Origin of the sequence: Nocardioides sp. (assembly GCF_035697785.1) — a bacterium.
Lineage (GTDB): Bacteria > Actinomycetota > Actinomycetes > Propionibacteriales > Nocardioidaceae > Nocardioides_B.
Window position 1 is genome coordinate 21493 of sequence record NZ_DASSCL010000013.1, and the last position, 16054, is coordinate 37546.

Consider the following 16054-nt stretch of genomic DNA (forward strand, 5'->3'; position numbering starts at 1 on the left):
TGCGTGCAACTCCCAAGTAAAACCGGCTACGGTCGGAGACGACGTCCCCGTCCGCCCTACCGCTCCCCTTGCGCAACGGCTTCGGACGGGGACGTCGTCTTGTGGGGGGCCAGCTGGTGTTCGGAGCCCGGGCCGCCGTACAGGCCGAGGCCGCTGCCGAGGCCGATCACCGTCACGGCTGCCATCGCCAACGCGGTCACCCAGCCCGTGTGCGCCGACGCGGCGCCACGTCGAGCCGCCCCGGATCGGAGCAACGCCAGGGCGCCCAGCAGAGTGACGAGCTCGAGCACTCCGCCGGCGACATCGGCGAGCGCGTAGCTCCGCATTGCCCCTGAGAGCGCGAGCGGCACGGCCGACGCAACAACCGCGGTCACCCAGGCGAGCCGCCCGGGGCGGTTGACGACCCGATCCACGGCGAACAGCTGCACGACGGCCAGCAGGACGAAGGCCAGCCCGGCGGCGGGCTCCTCCAGCACCTGCCGCGGCACGACCGCGGCGTGCACGACGGCACTGCCGACCAGCCCGGTCGCGACCAGGATCCGCAGGTCGTCGAAGCCACTGCGCCGGCGACTAGGTCGTCCGGTGGTCCGCTCGACCGGGAGTCGGCCACCCATGAACGCCAGGGCCCAGCCGACGAAGACGATGTTGGAGGCGAGCAGGATCCCGCTCCCGTACGCGACGGACTTCGCCTGCAGGACGAGAGTGGCGTCGCGCTGCCCCTCGAGGCACTCGCCCACGCACCGCCCGCCCATGGTGCCCATGCGGTCGAGGCCGGCGAGCTGGAGCTCGTAGTCGAACCACGAGCTGACCGCCAGCTCGGCCACCCCGACCAGCGTCACGGCCGCCACGACCAGCACCGCCCCGACGACGAGGGACCGTCCCCGCAGCGCAGCGCCGTACCTCCTCCGGGCCAGGGTCAGGGCGGCGAGCACGGCGAGCGTGAACAGCGGCACCAGCAGCGTGGACTCGCGCAGCCAGGCGGAGAAGGGCCCGGAGGTCCGCTCGATGGACCCGACCGCCTCGCGAAGCGACGTGGTCCAGAAGCCGTCGGTGTAGGCCAGCAGTACGCCGAGGGACAGGACGGTCGGCCATGGAACGGACGCGCGAGTGGCCGTCGCCGAGGCAGGAGAGGCCACCGGTGAGCCGACGTGGACCTGGATGGTCATCGCAGTCACCCCCGGTCAGGGAGTGATCTCCCAGCCGAACATCATGGCGTGGTCCTCGTGCGCAAGGTTGTGGCAGTGCGCCACGTAGGGACCGACGAAGTCCCGGAACCCGCGGTACACGACCACCGACTCACCTGGATCGAGTGCGACCAGGTCCTCACGCGACATGTCGTCTGGGTGGCCGCGGTCGGCGCCACGGGACACGTCCCTGCCGTTGCGCATGACGGTGCGGTGCTCCTCCATGTGCAGGTGGAACGGGTGCACCCAGCCGCCCCCTCCGTTCTTGAGCTCCCAGAGGTTGAAGCTGCCCTTCTTCTGCTGCGCGAGCGGCGACCGGCCGGACGGGTTCTTCAACGAGGTGGCCACGGTCGTGGGGTGGAACTCGACGCCGTTGATCAGCCACTCGACCTCACCGCCGACACTGCCGCGCTTGACCTCGAAGATCAGCCGGTTGTTCATCATGCTCTGCCAGTTGCTCGGCAGCGGGGGCAGCGGACGCAGCGGCGTGGTCGGCGACGGAAGCACGCTGTCGTCCGGCGCGGTGTCGCCGATGACGAACTTCAGCACCGGGACCTTGTACCTCGGGTCGGGCGAGAAGCGCGACGAGTTGTCCCACATCCGGCCGTCGGGCATCTTCATCACGTTGGTCAGGTAGACGACGTCGCCCTTCGTGGTCGGCGTGCCGTCCTGGTACTTGGTGAAGTCGATGATCACCTCACGGCGCTTCGCCGGCCACAGCTCGAACGAGTCGCGGGTGATCGGGAACGGCAGCAACCCGCCGTCCGAGGCGATCTGCGTGAACCTCATGCACTGCTGGCCGTCCTCGATCCGGTACTGGCCGTCGAGCTCGTCCCCGCCGTACCCGAGCGACACGGCCGACCTCGGTCCCTTCGTCGAGGACATCAGCTTGAACTCGTAGATCCGGGCGACGGACGCGTCGAGGAAGCGGAAGCGGTACTTGCGCCGCTTGACCTCCATGACCGGGTACGCCGTCCCGTTGACCGTGAAGATGTCGCCGACGAACCCGTGGTTGGGGAAGTGCTTGAAGAACGTCTTGCCCCACCACTCCGGGTGTGTCTTCGGGTTCTTGGCCGCCGGGTACTCCCCCATCCCGTCGTGGATGTCCTTGTGCACGGTCACGCCGTCGTCGAGCCGGGTGTCGTAGAAGGCCAGCGGGATGTCGTAGGCGACGTCGAACGCGCCGTCCGAGCGGTTGGTGCGCACGCCCGGCAGCCGCAGCCCCTGCCGCTCGTCGCCCATGTCCATCCCGTTCTTCGGGTCGTAGATCGGGTACAGGCCGACCATGCCCTTGTAGACGTTGGCGCCGGTGTGGTCCATCCGGTGGTCGTGGAACCAGAAGAAGCTCTGCTTCTCGGAGTCGTCCCCGCCCGCCGGCCAGTTGAGGTAGAGGTTGTCGACGGACTGCCCGGGCTTGTAGCCGAAGCTCTTCGGGCCGTAGAGCGCGGAGTAGTGCGGGTTGCCATCGCTCTCGGGCGCCGTGTGCCCGTTGTGCAGGTGGGTGAGGAACGACCAGTCGGGAGCACCGAAGTCCTGACGGTCCAGACCGAGCGGATTCTCGTCCAGCCGGTTGATGAACCGGATGAGCACGGGCCTGCCGTACTCGGCGTTGATCATCGGGCCGGGGAACGTGCCGTTGAAGCCGTAGATGGTGCTGAGCGGCAGCGTGCGCTTCGTCCCGGCCGCGACCTGCCTGCCGGACGCGTCGAACGACACCGTGGGTCGGCCGTTGTGGTCGATCGGTAGCACCTGCGAGGTGGTGAACGAGTGCCCCCGGACGAGCAGGTCGAGCTCGTAGACGATCGGGTCCGGGTAGCCGATCTCGCTGGTCCAGATCTGGTGCCGGTCGTTGTGCAGGGAGTTCTGCCGGCCGTCTCCCGGGCCGGGCGGGTCCGTCCAGGTCAGGAAGTCGCTGGTCGGACACGGCGCCAGTGCCGTCGGGACGTTCAGCTGGTCCTTGAACGGCGTCAGGATCAACGGGCTGGTCGGGTACTCCTCGATGTAGAACAGCAGGTCCCCGAGCCCCATCGACGCGGCCCCGAAGGCCCCGTCCGGCGACAGCAGTCCGTTGCGGGCCAGATACGGCCCGCCGATCCCGCCGGCCGCGCTGAGCGCGACCCCGGTGGCGCTCACCGCCCCGACTCGTAGAAGCGTGCGCCGGGTAGGACCCGCCTCCTGGATGTTTTCGTGCTCTGACATGTGCCCCTCCTCCCCTGGGCGGAGCACCAGCCAGCCCGGAACCCCACCCTCCCCGGAACCCAGCCGGACGAGGCGCTGCCCCTACGCGTCGCACCGACCCACTGAGCGGCGACAGCCTGCCGCACCGGCCTTGGGAAAAGATTGGAAGTGGAAGGCGGCTGTCCCAGCTGCCCGGTCGATGGGTGTTTGACCGTCGCCGGACAGGTCACATACCTGCCGACAGGGAATCCGTAGCCCAAGTGACCCCGGAGCAGCCGGGTGCGGGAGTTCGGCTCTGCGCGTACGACGGCGAGGCGGGGCGCCTCACTGCCCACGGAGCAGCTGCTGCTCCTGCTCCTCGGTCACCCCGGTCCCCTCGGGCATCGACACGGTCCTCGTCCAGACGAGCGTGTCGCGGACGGTCTCCGAAAGAGCCCTGGGCGCCAGACCGGTGTCGAACGCCCGCCTCGGGTCGACCGCCATGATCCAGACGTCCGGGTCGTCCGCGCCCCACAACGGGAAGGCCCCTGGGTCGATGCCGGCCCGGGCGACCTCGTCGGCCTCCACCCAAGTGATCGCGGTGCCCGCCGGGGCCACGGCGCCGGCGATCGTCTCGATCTGCTCGCGCCAGGTGAACGGCGGTGCCGGGCTGGCCGCGTGGAACGCCCCCGACCGGCCGTCCTCGAGCAGCCGGACCATCCACGCCGCCATGTCACGCGCGTCGATGACCTGCGCAGGGGCGTCCGGCGGACCTGGTACGACGACGGTGCCGCCCCGGGCCAGCCGGTCCACCCACCACGGGAACCGCCACGTGTAGTCGTGCGGCCCGACCACGTAGGACGGCCTCACGAGCAGCGTCGTGGGGCCGTGCCGCTCCACCGCCGCTCGCTCGCAGAGCACCTTCAAGCCGCCGTAGGTCTCGGCGGTGACCTCCTCGGTCGAGGGGTCGGCCAGCTCGAGCAGCCGGGCGTCCTCGTCGATGCCGGGGCCCTCGGGGGCGGCGTACACCGAGACACTCGACACGAGCAGGTGGTGACCGCCGCGTCCGCCGAGCACCTCGGCGAGCGCGTGCACCTGCCCGGGTACGTACGCGCAGGTGTCGACGGTCGCGTCCCAGGTCCCGTCGGCGAGGGTGGAGAGGTCGGTGTTTCGGTCCCCGATCCGGTGCTCCAGCTCGGGGAACAGGTCGGTGCCGGTTCGCCCGCGGTGGAACAGGGTCACCTCGTGCCCACGAGCCACCGCCTGCTCCACGACATGCCGTCCGACGAACCGGGTGCCACCGATCACGAGGATGCGCATCCGGTCACCGTAGTAGTACCCGGTCACAGGATGGCTACCGGTCGAGTAGCCCAGATGTCTCCCGCGACTACCTCCCCGGTTCCACCCGGGTGGTCTTGACCGGAAAGGCTCGGAAGTCGCCTCACCGGTACTTACGTTGAACAGGTGCGACCAGATCTCATCGTGCTCTCGGCGGCCGCTCTCGTGGTCGGAGTGATGTGCCTCGTCTTCGGGACCGCCGTGAACCCCACCGGGGACGGCATGGGCATGGCCGCGACGGTGCGGCTCGCGAGCGAGCAGCCGGGACGGTGGCTGGCGATGTCCGTGCTGTACTTCTGCGCCTCCATCGGACTGACCTGCGGGATGCCGGCCGTGCTCTCCCTGTTCCGGGAGCGGGCGCACCGGCTCGGCCTGGTGTCCGTGGCCGTCCTTTCCGTCGGCGCCATCGGTACCAGCGGCTTCGCGATGTTGCTGGTCTTCATCAAGGCACTCGCACAGGAGAACGCGCTCAACGCCGGCAGTCTCGAGGCGGCCGCCTCCGACGCCGCCGTGACGACGTTCCTCTGGGGCTGGGCGGGCGGCTTCTACCTCGGCGCCCTGCTCGTCGCACTCGCGTTGCTGGTCTCCCGCGCGACGTCGCCGTGGGTGCCGGTCCTCCTGATGGTGTTCGTCTTCCTGCTCCCGGCCGCCGAGGTCACGGGCCAGGCCGGTCAGGTCATCAGCATGATGGCGCTGGCCCTGGCGTTCACCGGCATCGCGACCGCCGCAGTTGGCCAGAGCCAGGTCCCCGAGCCCGTCGCCCCGTGATCCGAGGCCGTCACCCCTCGTCGGAGGACGAGTCCTCTCCGTGTGTGCCCGGCCGGGGTGCCCATGGCAGCTCCTGTGCCGGACGTACGACGATCAACCGGTCGCCGCGGACCAGCTGGGTGACCGCGGGGTCGAAGTAGCGGTGCACCCGGCCGTCGCGGACCACCGCGATCACCTGGTCGGGCAGGCTCTGCGGCTGCTTGCCCACCTCGGGCACGAGCAGGTCGCGCTCGGCCACCTCCAGGCCCTCGCCGTAGGTGAGCAGGTCCTCCATCACCGAGCCGAGGGTCGGGCTCAGCGTGGACAGGCCGAGCAGTCGGCCAACGGCATCGGAGGAAGTGACCACCGAGTCGGCGCCGCTCTGCCGCACCAGCTCGATGTTGTCCTGCTCGCGGACCGCGGCCACGACGTAGGCGTCGGGGTTGAGCTGCCGCACGTTGAGCGTCGACAGCACGGTCGAGTCGTCGCGGTCGGTGGTGATGATCACCTGTGACGCGCGGGCCACGCCGGCGCGCCGGAGCACCTCCCGCCGGGTGGCGTCCCCCGTGACCACGGCGAGCCCGTCGGCGTGCGCTTCGCCGAGTGCGGTCGACGAGGGGTCGACGACGACGATCGACTCCTTGTCGAGCCCGTTGTTGACCAACGTGTCGACGGCGCTGCGGCCCTTGGTGCCGTAGCCGATCACGACGACGTGCTCGTCCATCTTCTTCCTCCATCGGGCCACCCGGAGCAGTTCGCGGCCCTGGGTGGCGAGGACCTCGATGGTGGTGCCGATCAGCAGGACCAGGAACGCGATGCGCAACGGCGTCACGAGGAAGGCGTTGATGAGACGTGCCCGGTCGGACACGGGCGCGATGTCGCCGTACCCGGTCGTGCTGAGGGTGACGGTCGTGTAGTAGATCGAGTCGACCAGGTCGACGCCGTAGAGCGGCGGGTCGTTCGCGTCGCGGTAGCCGGAGCGGTCGAAGTAGACCAGCGCCACCGTGAAGCCGAGCAGGGCGATCGCGAGGATCAGCCGACGACTCAGCTCCCACACCGGCGAGCGGACGATCGCGGGGAGCCGGACGCGGCCGCGGGCGTCGTCGTTCAGCTCGTCAGGCACGGGGAGAATCTACGGCAACGGCCCTCTGATCCAGCGCACGTCAGCGGAGTACGTCGCCGTAGATCACGGTCGCCGGGCTCTGCCCCTCCGGCCCGCTGGCGTCGCTGCCGCTGGTGCTCACCGAGACGAAGCGGAACTCGTCACCCTCCCGGGGCACCTGGTCGGAGCCCTGGGTGCGCCGCCAGGTCCCGCACAGCACCCCGTCGACGACCGTCCCCTCCTGCCCCTCGATGCCGTCCCCGGTCAGGCAGAGCCGGCTGGTGTCCCGGTCGTAGCTGGCCACGACCGCGGTGGTGCGGGTCGCGATGTCCGGTCCGGCGACGACCCCGAGAAGGTAGCCACCCAGCACGCAGATCGCAGCCGCGGCGAGCGCGACCGGCGTGGGGAGGTTGACGTTGGCCATGCGGACAAAATACGCGGCCGCCGTCCGCCGGGCCCTACGGGCGAAGCCCGACGCAGTCGTGCCGCCAGAACACGTCGGGGTACACCAGGGCTCCGGTGACTGCCTCGTCGTACGACGGGAGCCGTACCGCCTGGAAGGCGGCCTCCGGGATGCGCACCGACGGGGCGGTGAACCCCCAGTCGGACGCGGGGTGCCACCCGAGCCGGCGGTAGTAGCCGGGATCGCCCTCCAGGAAGACCAGCGGCTCGTCGCGCCCCTGGAGCAGCGCCAGGCTGTCGTGCACGAGCGTGGTCCCCACGCCGTGCCGCTGGTGGTCCGGCCGCACCGACAACGGGCTCAGCACGAGCACCTCGACGACCCGGTCCGGCGCGTCGACCCAGGCCCGGGTGTAGCTGACGTGGCCGAGGATCTCGCCGTCCTGCTCGGCCACGAACGAGAGCCCGAGCCACGCGACCGAGGTGCGGAGCGCGTCGAGCAGCCGTGGCACCTGGGCGCCGCCGAACGCGGCCTCGACCACCTCGTGGACGACGGGGACGTCGGCTGAGGTCTCCGGCCGGACCCTCACTCGCGCTCCTGCCGCTTGTGCTGCCGGTCCTGCTCGTACTGCCGGCTGCGGCGCACCTGCTCGGCCTTCTTGGTCCGGTCCCGCGTCTCGCGCCGAAGGCTCATCAGCGCCGCCTCACGCTGCAGCTGCCGCCAGCTCTCCCAGCGGCGCAGCGGCAGCGACCCGTCCTCGAGCGCGGCCTTGACCGCGCAGCCGGGCTCCGTGCCATGAGCGCAGTCGTCGAACCGGCACGCGGCCGCCAGCTCCTCGACGTCCGCGAAGGTGTGCGCCAGGCCGTCCTCGGCGTCGACCAGTCCCACCGACCGCAGCCCCGGAGTGTCGATCACCGCACCCCCGCCCGGCAGCATCACCAGCTCGCGGCGTACCGACGTGTGCCGGCCCCGACCGTCGTCGCGGATCGTCCTGGTGCTCAGCACCTCCGCGCCGACCAGCGCGTTGGTCAACGACGACTTGCCGTGTCCGGACGTGCCGACCAGCGCCATCGTGGCCCGTCCCCCGATCAGCTCGCGCACCCGTTCGATCCCCTGACCGGTCTCGACACTCACCAGGACCACCTCGACGTCGGGGGCGAGCCGGCGTACGTCCGCCGCGACGTCGTCACCGTCGTCGACCAGGTCCGCCTTCGTGAGCAGGACGACCGGGGTCGCTCCGCTCTGCCAGGCGAGTGCGAGCAGCCGCTCGATCTTGCCCTCCGCCGGCAGCGGGTGCAGCGCCACGACGAGCCCGACCAGGTCCACGTTGGCGCAGATCACCTGCCCCTCGGCGGACTTGCCCGCGGTCGCGCGCACGACGGCGGTACGACGAGGCAGCACCTGCTCGACCGTCGTGCGGTGGTCCGGCCACTCCCGGAGCACGCACCAGTCCCCCGTGCACGGCGCCTCGGTGGGGTCCTGCGCGACCCGGGCCAACACCGCGCCACCCCAGGAGGCGCGGACCGGGCCGGTCTCGGTGAGCACGCCGGCTACACCCTTGTCGACCCGCACGACGCGACCCAACGTCGCGTCAGCGGTGTCCCAGGGTGCGAAGGACGCAGCCGTGGCGGCGTCGTAGCCGATCCTCTCGAGCACATCGGGAATGTACGTCCCGTGCCCCCAACCGGCACCTGGTTTTCGCGCGCGGTCCTCGGTCCGTCAGTCCGCCGAGCTCTTGGTGGGCGACTCGAGCCCGGACGCCCGCTCGTCGACCTGCTGGAGCAGCACGGTCTCCTCCTCGGTGTCCGCGAACCGCTCCTGCTCCTCCTCCAGCCGGCGCAGCCGCGGCAGCATCGCGGTCAGCCGCAGCCGCCGCGCGACCTCCATGCGGGCCCGCGACGTCTCGCTCTCCGGCCAGACCCGGTCGAACGCCGCGTTGAGGGCGGCGCCGATGAGCACGGCGATGGACAGCAGGTAGAGCCAGAGCATGACCACGATGGGGGCGGCGAGCGGGCCGTAGATCGAGGTCGAGTTGCCGGCCGTCACGGTGAGCAGCCACCGGAGCAGGTAGGAGCCCAGGATCCAGAACACCATGGTCAGCGCGGCACCCGGGATGTTGTAGCGCCAGGAGGTCCGCACCGGAACGGATACGTGGTACAGCGTCGCGAGGAAGCAGACGCAGAGCACGATCACCGTCGGCCAGTACAGCTCGTTGAGGAAGTCGACGCGCTCGGGGAGCACGCGGTCGACCAGGCCCGGCCCGGCCACCACCAGCGGGATCGTGACCACGCCGGTGATCAGGCCCATGACGTAGAGCGAGAAGGACAGCACCCGCGTGCGCACGATCCCTCGATGCCCACCGAGGCCGTACATGATCGTGATGGTGTCGACGAAGACGTTGAGCGCGCGGGACCCGGACCACAGCGCGAGGATGAAGCCGATCGAGATGATGTCGAAGCGGCCCGGCCCGAGCACGTCGTCGAGGGTCGGCTTGATGACGGTCTCCACCGTCGGCTCGGTCAGCGCCCTGGACGCCAGCTCGAGGACCTGCTCGCGGACCCCCTCGACCTGGGTCTGGCTGAACCGGTCGAACACGAAGCCGATCGAGCCGGCCAGCCCGAAGACCAGCGGCGGCAGCGAGAGCAGGGCGAAGAAGGCCGCCTCGGCGGCCAGCCCGGTGACCCGGTTGCGGAAGCAGGTGCCCACCGTGGACACGACAAGGCGCCACGTCGCACCGCGGAGGTGCTCCCACCGGGTCACCCACACACCGGTCCGCACGTGGTGTGCCAGGCGTTCAGAGGCCACGCCCTAGGGTAACGACATGGCCGCTGACATCCGGGGAGCCACGAACCAGGCACCACCCCTCGTCGACCACAACACCGTCTCCTCCGACCTCGCGTTGGTCGAGGCCGTCACCCGGCACGCGTCCGCCGACATCGTCGACGACCTGGTCGCGCTCGGCGCCGAGGCGAGCTCGGCGGAGGCCCGTGAACACGGCCTGGAGGCCAACCGGCACGAGCCGGAGCTGACGCCGTACGACCGCTACGGCAACCGCGTCGACGAGGTCCGCTTCCACCCGTCGTGGCACTGGCTCATGGAGCGCGGGGTCGGACACGGCCTGCAGGCGGCGCCCTGGACGTCCGAGCGGCCGCACCCGCACGTGCGCCGCGCCGCCGGCTTCTTCGCCTGGTCGCAGACCGAGCCGGGGCACGGTTGCCCGATCTCCATGACGTACGCCGCGGTGCCCGCCCTCCGGGTCGACGACTCGATCGCCAAGGAGTGGATCCCGCACCTGGCCTCGACGAGCTACGACTTCGGGCTCCGGCCGGTCTCCGACAAGGCGGGCGCGCTCGCGGGCATGGGGATGACCGAGAAGCAGGGCGGCTCCGACGTGCGCGCCAACGTCACCCGCGCGACCCCGACGTCCGTCGACGGCGAGTACACCCTGGCCGGCCACAAGTGGTTCACCTCCGCCCCCATGAACGACGTGTTCCTCGTGTTGGCGCAGGCGCCGGGCGGCCTCACCTGCTTCCTCGTGCCGCGCGTGCTCGCCGACGGCACCCGCAACCAGCTCGACGTGGTGCGGCTCAAGGACAAGCTCGGCAACCGCTCCAACGCGTCGTCGGAGCTGGAGTTCCGCATGACCTGGGCCCGGCGGCTCGGCGACGAGGGTCGCGGGGTGCGCACGATCATCGAGATGGTCGCGGCCACCAGGCTCGACTGCGTGCTCGGGTCCGCCTCCCTCATGCGGCGCTCGCTCGCCGAGGCGTCCTGGCACGTCGCGCACCGGTCCGCGTTCGGGGGGCTGCTGGCCGACAAGCCGCTGATGCAGAACGTGATAGCCGACCTGGCCGTCGAGTCCGAGGCCGCGACCGCCCTCGCGATCCGCCTCGCGGCCGCCGTGGACGCGGCGCACGACCCCCATGAGGCCGCGCTGCGCCGGATCGCGTTGCCGCTCACAAAGTTCTGGGTCTGCAAGCGCACGCCGATGATGGTGGCCGAGGCGCTGGAGTGCCTCGGCGGCAACGGCTACGTCGAGGAGTCGGCGATGCCTCTGCTCTTCCGCGAGTCGCCCCTGAACTCCATCTGGGAAGGGTCCGGCAACGTCAACGCGCTCGACGTGCTGCGCGCCCTGACCCGGGAGCCCGAGGTGCTGGAGGCCTGGATCACCGAGGTCGGCCGCGCCCAGGGCGAGGACCCGCGGCTCGACCGGGCCGTGCACCACGTGCTCGAGTCGCTCGCCGACACCTCCGCGCTGGAGGTCGGCGCCCGCCGGCTCGCCGGCCAGATGGCCGCCTGCCTGCAGGGCGCCCTGCTCGTGCAGCACGGCCCGCCCGCGGTCGCCGACGCCTTCTGCGCGACCCGGCTGGGCACGGAGTACGGCGGCACGCTCGGCACGCTCCCCCGCGGCACCGACCTCGCCGGCATCGTCGAGCGCACCACACCAACCCCCCGCTGAGTTGTCAGAGCGTCAGCCGGTCATAACCGGTTGTCTCACTGACAACTCGGCGGTCAGGTGAGCTCCAAGCCGGGGTAGAGCGGGTGCTTGTCGAGCAGCTCGGCGCTGGCGGCCTTGGTGCGGTCGGCCACCCCGTCGCCGAGGACGTACGACGCCTTGGACGGTGCGCCCGCCTTCGTCGTACCGGGCTCCGTGTTGGCCAGCACGTCGACGATCAGCTCGGCGACCCGGTCGAACTCGTCGTGGCCGAAGCCGCGCGTGGTGAGCGCGGGGGTGCCGAGCCGGATGCCTGAGGTGTACCAGGCGCCGTTGGGGTCCGCCGGGACCGAGTTGCGGTTGGTGACGACGCCCGCGTCGAGCAGCGCCGTCTCGGCCTGACGACCGGTCAGCCCGAACGACGACACGTCGAGCAGCACCAGGTGGTTGTCCGTCCCGCCGGTGACGAGGTTCGCGCCGCGGCTGAGGAAGCCGTCGGCGAGGGACTTCGCGTTCGACGCGATCCGCTGGGCGTAGTCCTGGAAGGCCGGCTGGCGGGCCTCGGCCAACGCCACCGCCTTGGCCGCCATGACGTGCGAGAGCGGGCCGCCGAGCACCATCGGGCAGCCACGGTCGACCGAGGAGGCGAACTCCTCCTGCGCCAGCACCAGCCCGCCGCGCGGGCCGCGCAGCGACTTGTGGGTCGTCGTCGTGGTGACGTGCGCGAACGGGACGGGGTTCTCGTCACCGGTGAAGACCTTGCCCGCGACCAGCCCCGCGAAGTGCGCCATGTCGACCATCAGGGTGGCGCCCACCTCGTCGGCGATCTCGCGCATCTTCGCGAAGTCCACCCGCCGCGGGTACGCCGAGTAGCCCGCGATCAGCACCAGGGGGCGGAACTCGCGCGCCGCCGCGGCCACCCGGTCGTAGTCGAGCAGCCCGGTCTCGGGATCCGTGCCGTAGGACCGCTGGTGGAACATCTTGCCGCTGATGTTGGGCCGGAACCCGTGGGTCAGGTGGCCGCCCGCGTCGAGGGACATCCCGAGCATCCGCTGGTTGCCGAACTCGTGCCGCAGCGTCTCCCAGTCGCCCTCGGAGAGCTCGTTGACGTTCTTGACCGCGTGCTTCTCGAGCGCCGGCGACTCGACGCGGTGCGCCAGGATCGACCAGAACGCGACCAGGTTGGCGTCGATGCCCGAGTGCGGCTGAACATAGGCGTACGGCGCCCCGAACAGCTCACGTGCGTGCTCGGCAGCGAGCGCCTCGACGGTGTCGACGTTCTGGCACCCCGCGTAGAAGCGGTGGCCGACAGTGCCCTCGGCGTACTTGTCGGAGAACCACGTGCCCATCGCCAGCAGCACGGCCGGCGAGGCGTAGTTCTCCGACGCGATCAGCTTGAGGGACGCCCGCTGGTCGGCCAGCTCGGCGCGTGTGGCCTCGGCCACACGGGGCTCCACCGCGGCGATCACCTCCAGCGCGGCGTCGTAGGCGGAGCTGGCCCGGGCGTTGGACACCGGATCCCCGCCTGAGAAGGGGCTGTTCTGGTTGCTCGGCGCGGTCATGCGCCCCACCCTAGTGAGGCGGTCTCGGGACCGGCAGGGGACCGCACGCCGTACCAAATAGTGGATGCGCGTCTCACGTCATGAGATCGGGGTTTGTGGTCACGGCGTCCGCACCCTGAGACTTGCGGCCATGATCAGTGCTGCAACGACGACGTACCTCGTGGCCAGGCGCCACGTGGACCTCGGCCGTACCCGCAGCATGATGTGTATGCACTGGCACCGCTGACCCGCCCCCTGACCATCCCGTCAGCCGGGGCGCGCGGTCGCCGGCATGCACCTCGACAACGGCGTCGGGTGGAACCCAGCGATACGTGCGTCTCCCTCTCCTGAGGAACGTCTGCCAATGAGCACCCCCACCCAGCCGGCCGCCACCTCCGGTCCCGGCCGTCCGCAGCGGCCCGCGCGACCCCGCCCGAAACGCGGCGAGGGCCAGTGGGCGCTGGGCTACACCGAGCCACTGAACAAGAACGAGCAGGCCAAGAAGGACGACAACCCGCTCAACGTGCGGGCCCGGATCCTGGACATCTACTCCAAGCGCGGCTTCGCCTCCATCGACCCCGCCGACCTGCGCGGCAGGTTCCGGTGGATGGGGCTCTACACCCAGCGGCGCCCGGGGCTCGACGGCGGCAAGACAGCCGCGCTCGAGGAGCACGAGCTCGACGACGAGTTCTTCATGATGCGCGTGCGCACCGACGGTGCCCTGCTCTCGGCCGAGGCCGTACGTGCGCTCGGCAACGTCAGCACGTCGTACGCGCGCGACACCGCCGACATCACCGACCGCCAGAACATCCAGTACCACTGGATCCGCATCGAGGACGTCCCGGCCATCTGGGCGACGCTCGACAACGCCGGTCTCGACACCATCGAGGCGTGCGGCGACTCGCCGCGGGGGTTCCTCGGATCGCCGGTCGCCGGCATCGCGGCCGACGAGATCATCGACGGGACGTCCGCACTGCAGGAGATCAAGCGCCGCTACATCGGCGACCCCGAGTACTCCAACCTCCCACGCAAGTTCAAGACCGCCCTCACCGGCCACCCGAGCCACGACGTCGCTCCCGAGGTCAACGACGTGTCGTTCGTGGGCACGGTCCACCCCGAGCTGGGGCCCGGCTTCGACCTCTGGGTCGGAGGCGGGCTGTCGACCAACCCGATGCTCGCGCAGAAGCTCGGGGTCTGGGTGGCGCTCGACGACGTGCCAGACGTGTGGGAAGGCGTCATCTCCATCTTCCGCGACTACGGCTACCGCCGGCTGCGCTCGCGCGCCCGGCTGAAGTTCCTGGTCGCGGACTGGGGAGTCGAGAAGTTCCGCGACGTGCTCGAGAACGAGTACCTCCACCGCGCCCTGGTCAGCAACCCCTCCCCCGGCTCACCGGTGGACCAGGGCGACCACATCGGCGCGCACCTGCAGAAGGACGGCCGCTACTACGTTGGGCTCGCCCCCACGGTCGGTCGGGTCGCGGGGACCGTGCTCACCGGACTGGCCGACCTGGTCGAGCGGTACGGCGCGGCCGGGGTCCGGCTGACCGCTCACCAGAAGCTCGTGGTGCTGGGCCTCGACGGCGACCGCCTCGACGCGTTCCTCGACGACGCCGAGTCCATCGGCCTCAGCGGCCGACCGTCGAACTGGCGGCGATCAACCATGGCGTGCACCGGCATCGAGTTCTGCAAGCTCGCCATCGTCGACACCAAGCACCGTGCCGCCGCGCTGATCTCCGAGCTGGAGCGCCGGTTCCCCGACCTGGACACCCCGATCACCGTCAACGTCAACGGCTGCCCCAACGCCTGCGCGCGCACCCAGGTCGCCGACATCGGGCTCAAGGGCCAGCTGGTCCTGGACGCCGACGGCAACCAGGTCGAGGGCTTCCAGGTCCACCTCGGCGGCGCCCTCGGGCTCGAGCCGGCGCTGGGGAAGAAGCTGCGGGCCCACAAGGTCACCAGCGCGGGGCTCGACGACTACGTCACCAACGTCGTGCGCGCCTACCTCACAGAGCGTGAGGACGGCGAGCGGTTCGCGACCTGGGTGGCCCGGGCCGACGACGAGTCGCTGCGCGGCGACCGGGTCCTCGAGGTCGTGGCATGAACACCCGAGACCGCTTCCGCTTCCACGGGGACCCCGCATGAGCAGCCGCGGCGTGCCCTTCCACTGCCCCTACTGCGGTGACGAGAACCTTCGCCCGCACGAGCCGGCCGAGGGCGACGGCCGCGACGCCTGGGAGTGCCGCGCGTGCCTCCGGGCGTTCACGCTGAAGATGCTCGGGATGATCGCCCGGCCGGGCTCGGCGTCGGGGACACGGCCGTGAGCGCCGCGACCACGACGGCGGCCCGCGCCTTCCGCGGCACGCAGACCGAGGGACGCACGGAGGCAGAGCTCAAGGAGCTGGTCCGGCACGCCGGCGCCGACCTCGAGCTCGCCCCGGCCGAGGTCATCATCGAGTGGGCGGTCGCGACGTTCGGCGAGCGGTTCTGCATCACCTCGTCCATGGCCGACGGTGTGCTCTCGCACCTTGCCTCCACCGTGGCGCCCGGCATCGACGTGGTCTTCCTCGACACCGGCTACCACTTCGCCGAGACGCTCGGCACCCGCGACGCCGTCGAGGCGACGTTGCCGGTCAACCTGATCAGCATCACGCCCAAGCAGAGCGTCGAGGAGCAGGACGCGGCGTACGGCAAGGACCTGTTCGCCAGCGACCCCGACCTGTGCTGCGCGCTGCGCAAGGTCGCGCCGCTCAACGAGGCCCTCCACGGGTACGACGCCTGGGCGACCGGACTGCGCCGGGCCGAGACCCACGACCGGGTGATCGCGCCCGTGATCGGCTGGGACGAGAAGAAGCGCAAGGTCAAGGTCTCCCCGCTCGCACGCTGGTCGGACGACGACGTCGACCGCTACGTCGCCGAGCACGGCGTACTGGTCAACCCTCTGCAGTACGACGGCTACCCGTCGATCGGCTGCTGGCCGTGCACGCGCCGCGTCGCCCCAGGCGAGGACCCGCGCAGCGGGCGCTGGGCCGGCACCGGCAAGACCGAGTGCGGGATCCACCAGTGACCCCGAACCCGGCACCACCCGCCGGCTGGACGACAACGACGTCGGACGCCACCACTCACCAGCCCGAACCACGAAAGGGAGTCAGC

14 protein-coding genes are annotated in these 16054 nt (G+C 70.8%); 5 read left to right on the forward strand and 9 right to left on the reverse strand.

Translation table 11 applies throughout. The features are described from left to right. Positions 1–56: 56 nt before the first annotated feature. The 3 genes from VFH10_RS02155 to VFH10_RS02165 all read right to left on the reverse strand — a co-directional run bounded on the left by VFH10_RS02155 (position 57) and on the right by VFH10_RS02165 (position 4661). A complete protein-coding gene (locus VFH10_RS02155; RefSeq protein ID WP_325125466.1) occupies positions 57–1166 on the reverse strand; it encodes a hypothetical protein in 1110 nt (369 codons plus the stop codon). A gap of 15 nt (positions 1167–1181) precedes the next feature. Further along, positions 1182–3383: a multicopper oxidase family protein gene (locus VFH10_RS02160; protein ID WP_325125467.1), complete on the reverse strand. Its 2202-nt coding sequence runs from the start codon at positions 3381–3383 to the stop codon at positions 1182–1184. A gap of 303 nt (positions 3384–3686) precedes the next feature. Then, positions 3687–4661: an NAD-dependent epimerase/dehydratase family protein gene (locus VFH10_RS02165; protein WP_325125469.1), complete on the reverse strand. Its 975-nt coding sequence runs from the start codon at positions 4659–4661 to the stop codon at positions 3687–3689. A 144-nt stretch (positions 4662–4805) separates the two neighbouring features. Here VFH10_RS02165 and VFH10_RS02170 point away from each other — a divergent pair, with 144 nt between their 5' ends. After that, a complete protein-coding gene (locus tag VFH10_RS02170) occupies positions 4806–5447 on the forward strand; it encodes a hypothetical protein (RefSeq protein ID WP_325125472.1) in 642 nt (213 codons plus the stop codon). A 10-nt stretch (positions 5448–5457) separates the two neighbouring features. Here the strand turns inward: VFH10_RS02170 and VFH10_RS02175 are convergent, their stop codons facing one another. From VFH10_RS02175 to VFH10_RS02195, 5 genes are all read right to left on the reverse strand, one after another. Next, positions 5458–6549, reverse strand: coding sequence for a potassium channel family protein (locus tag VFH10_RS02175; protein WP_325125474.1), 1092 nt, complete (start codon positions 6547–6549; stop codon positions 5458–5460). Between the two features lie 40 nt (positions 6550–6589). Then, entirely contained in the window at positions 6590–6952 is a 363-nt protein-coding gene (locus tag VFH10_RS02180; protein WP_325125476.1) for a hypothetical protein, read from the reverse strand. A gap of 34 nt (positions 6953–6986) precedes the next feature. Next, complete coding sequence (locus tag VFH10_RS02185; RefSeq protein ID WP_325125478.1) at positions 6987–7517, reverse strand: N-acetyltransferase; 531 nt, start codon at positions 7515–7517, stop codon at positions 6987–6989. Continuing rightward, positions 7514–8584 carry a ribosome small subunit-dependent GTPase A gene (gene rsgA, locus VFH10_RS02190; protein WP_325125480.1) on the reverse strand — a complete coding sequence of 357 codons (1071 nt, stop codon included), beginning with the start codon at positions 8582–8584 and terminating at the stop codon, positions 7514–7516. The genes VFH10_RS02185 and rsgA overlap by 4 nt, the downstream gene beginning before the upstream one ends. Positions 8585–8647: 63 nt before the next feature. Next, positions 8648–9733: a YihY/virulence factor BrkB family protein gene (locus VFH10_RS02195; RefSeq protein ID WP_325125482.1), complete on the reverse strand. Its 1086-nt coding sequence runs from the start codon at positions 9731–9733 to the stop codon at positions 8648–8650. A gap of 16 nt (positions 9734–9749) precedes the next feature. Here VFH10_RS02195 and VFH10_RS02200 point away from each other — a divergent pair, with 16 nt between their 5' ends. Beyond that, on the forward strand, positions 9750–11387 hold the full coding sequence (locus tag VFH10_RS02200) for an acyl-CoA dehydrogenase family protein (RefSeq protein WP_325125484.1): 1638 nt from the start codon (positions 9750–9752) through the stop codon (positions 11385–11387). A gap of 53 nt (positions 11388–11440) precedes the next feature. On the opposite strand, the gene VFH10_RS02205 is transcribed toward VFH10_RS02200, so the two are convergent. Next, the gene (locus VFH10_RS02205; RefSeq protein ID WP_325125486.1) at positions 11441–12925 is read right to left on the reverse strand and encodes a glycine hydroxymethyltransferase; all 1485 of its coding nucleotides are present in this window, start codon (positions 12923–12925) and stop codon (positions 11441–11443) included. A 343-nt stretch (positions 12926–13268) separates the two neighbouring features. Between VFH10_RS02205 and VFH10_RS02210 the strand changes: the two genes are divergently transcribed. The 3 genes from VFH10_RS02210 to VFH10_RS02220 are packed head-to-tail and all read left to right on the forward strand — an operon-like array spanning position 13269 to position 15968. Beyond that, the gene (locus VFH10_RS02210; RefSeq protein WP_325125488.1) at positions 13269–15005 is read left to right on the forward strand and encodes a nitrite/sulfite reductase; all 1737 of its coding nucleotides are present in this window, start codon (positions 13269–13271) and stop codon (positions 15003–15005) included. Positions 15006–15042: 37 nt separating this feature from the next. Further along, on the forward strand, positions 15043–15225 hold the full coding sequence (locus VFH10_RS02215) for a hypothetical protein (protein WP_325125490.1): 183 nt from the start codon (positions 15043–15045) through the stop codon (positions 15223–15225). Beyond that, on the forward strand, positions 15222–15968 hold the full coding sequence (locus VFH10_RS02220) for a phosphoadenylyl-sulfate reductase (protein ID WP_325125492.1): 747 nt from the start codon (positions 15222–15224) through the stop codon (positions 15966–15968). Before VFH10_RS02215 ends, VFH10_RS02220 begins: the two co-directional genes overlap by 4 nt. Positions 15969–16054: the final 86 nt, after the last annotated feature.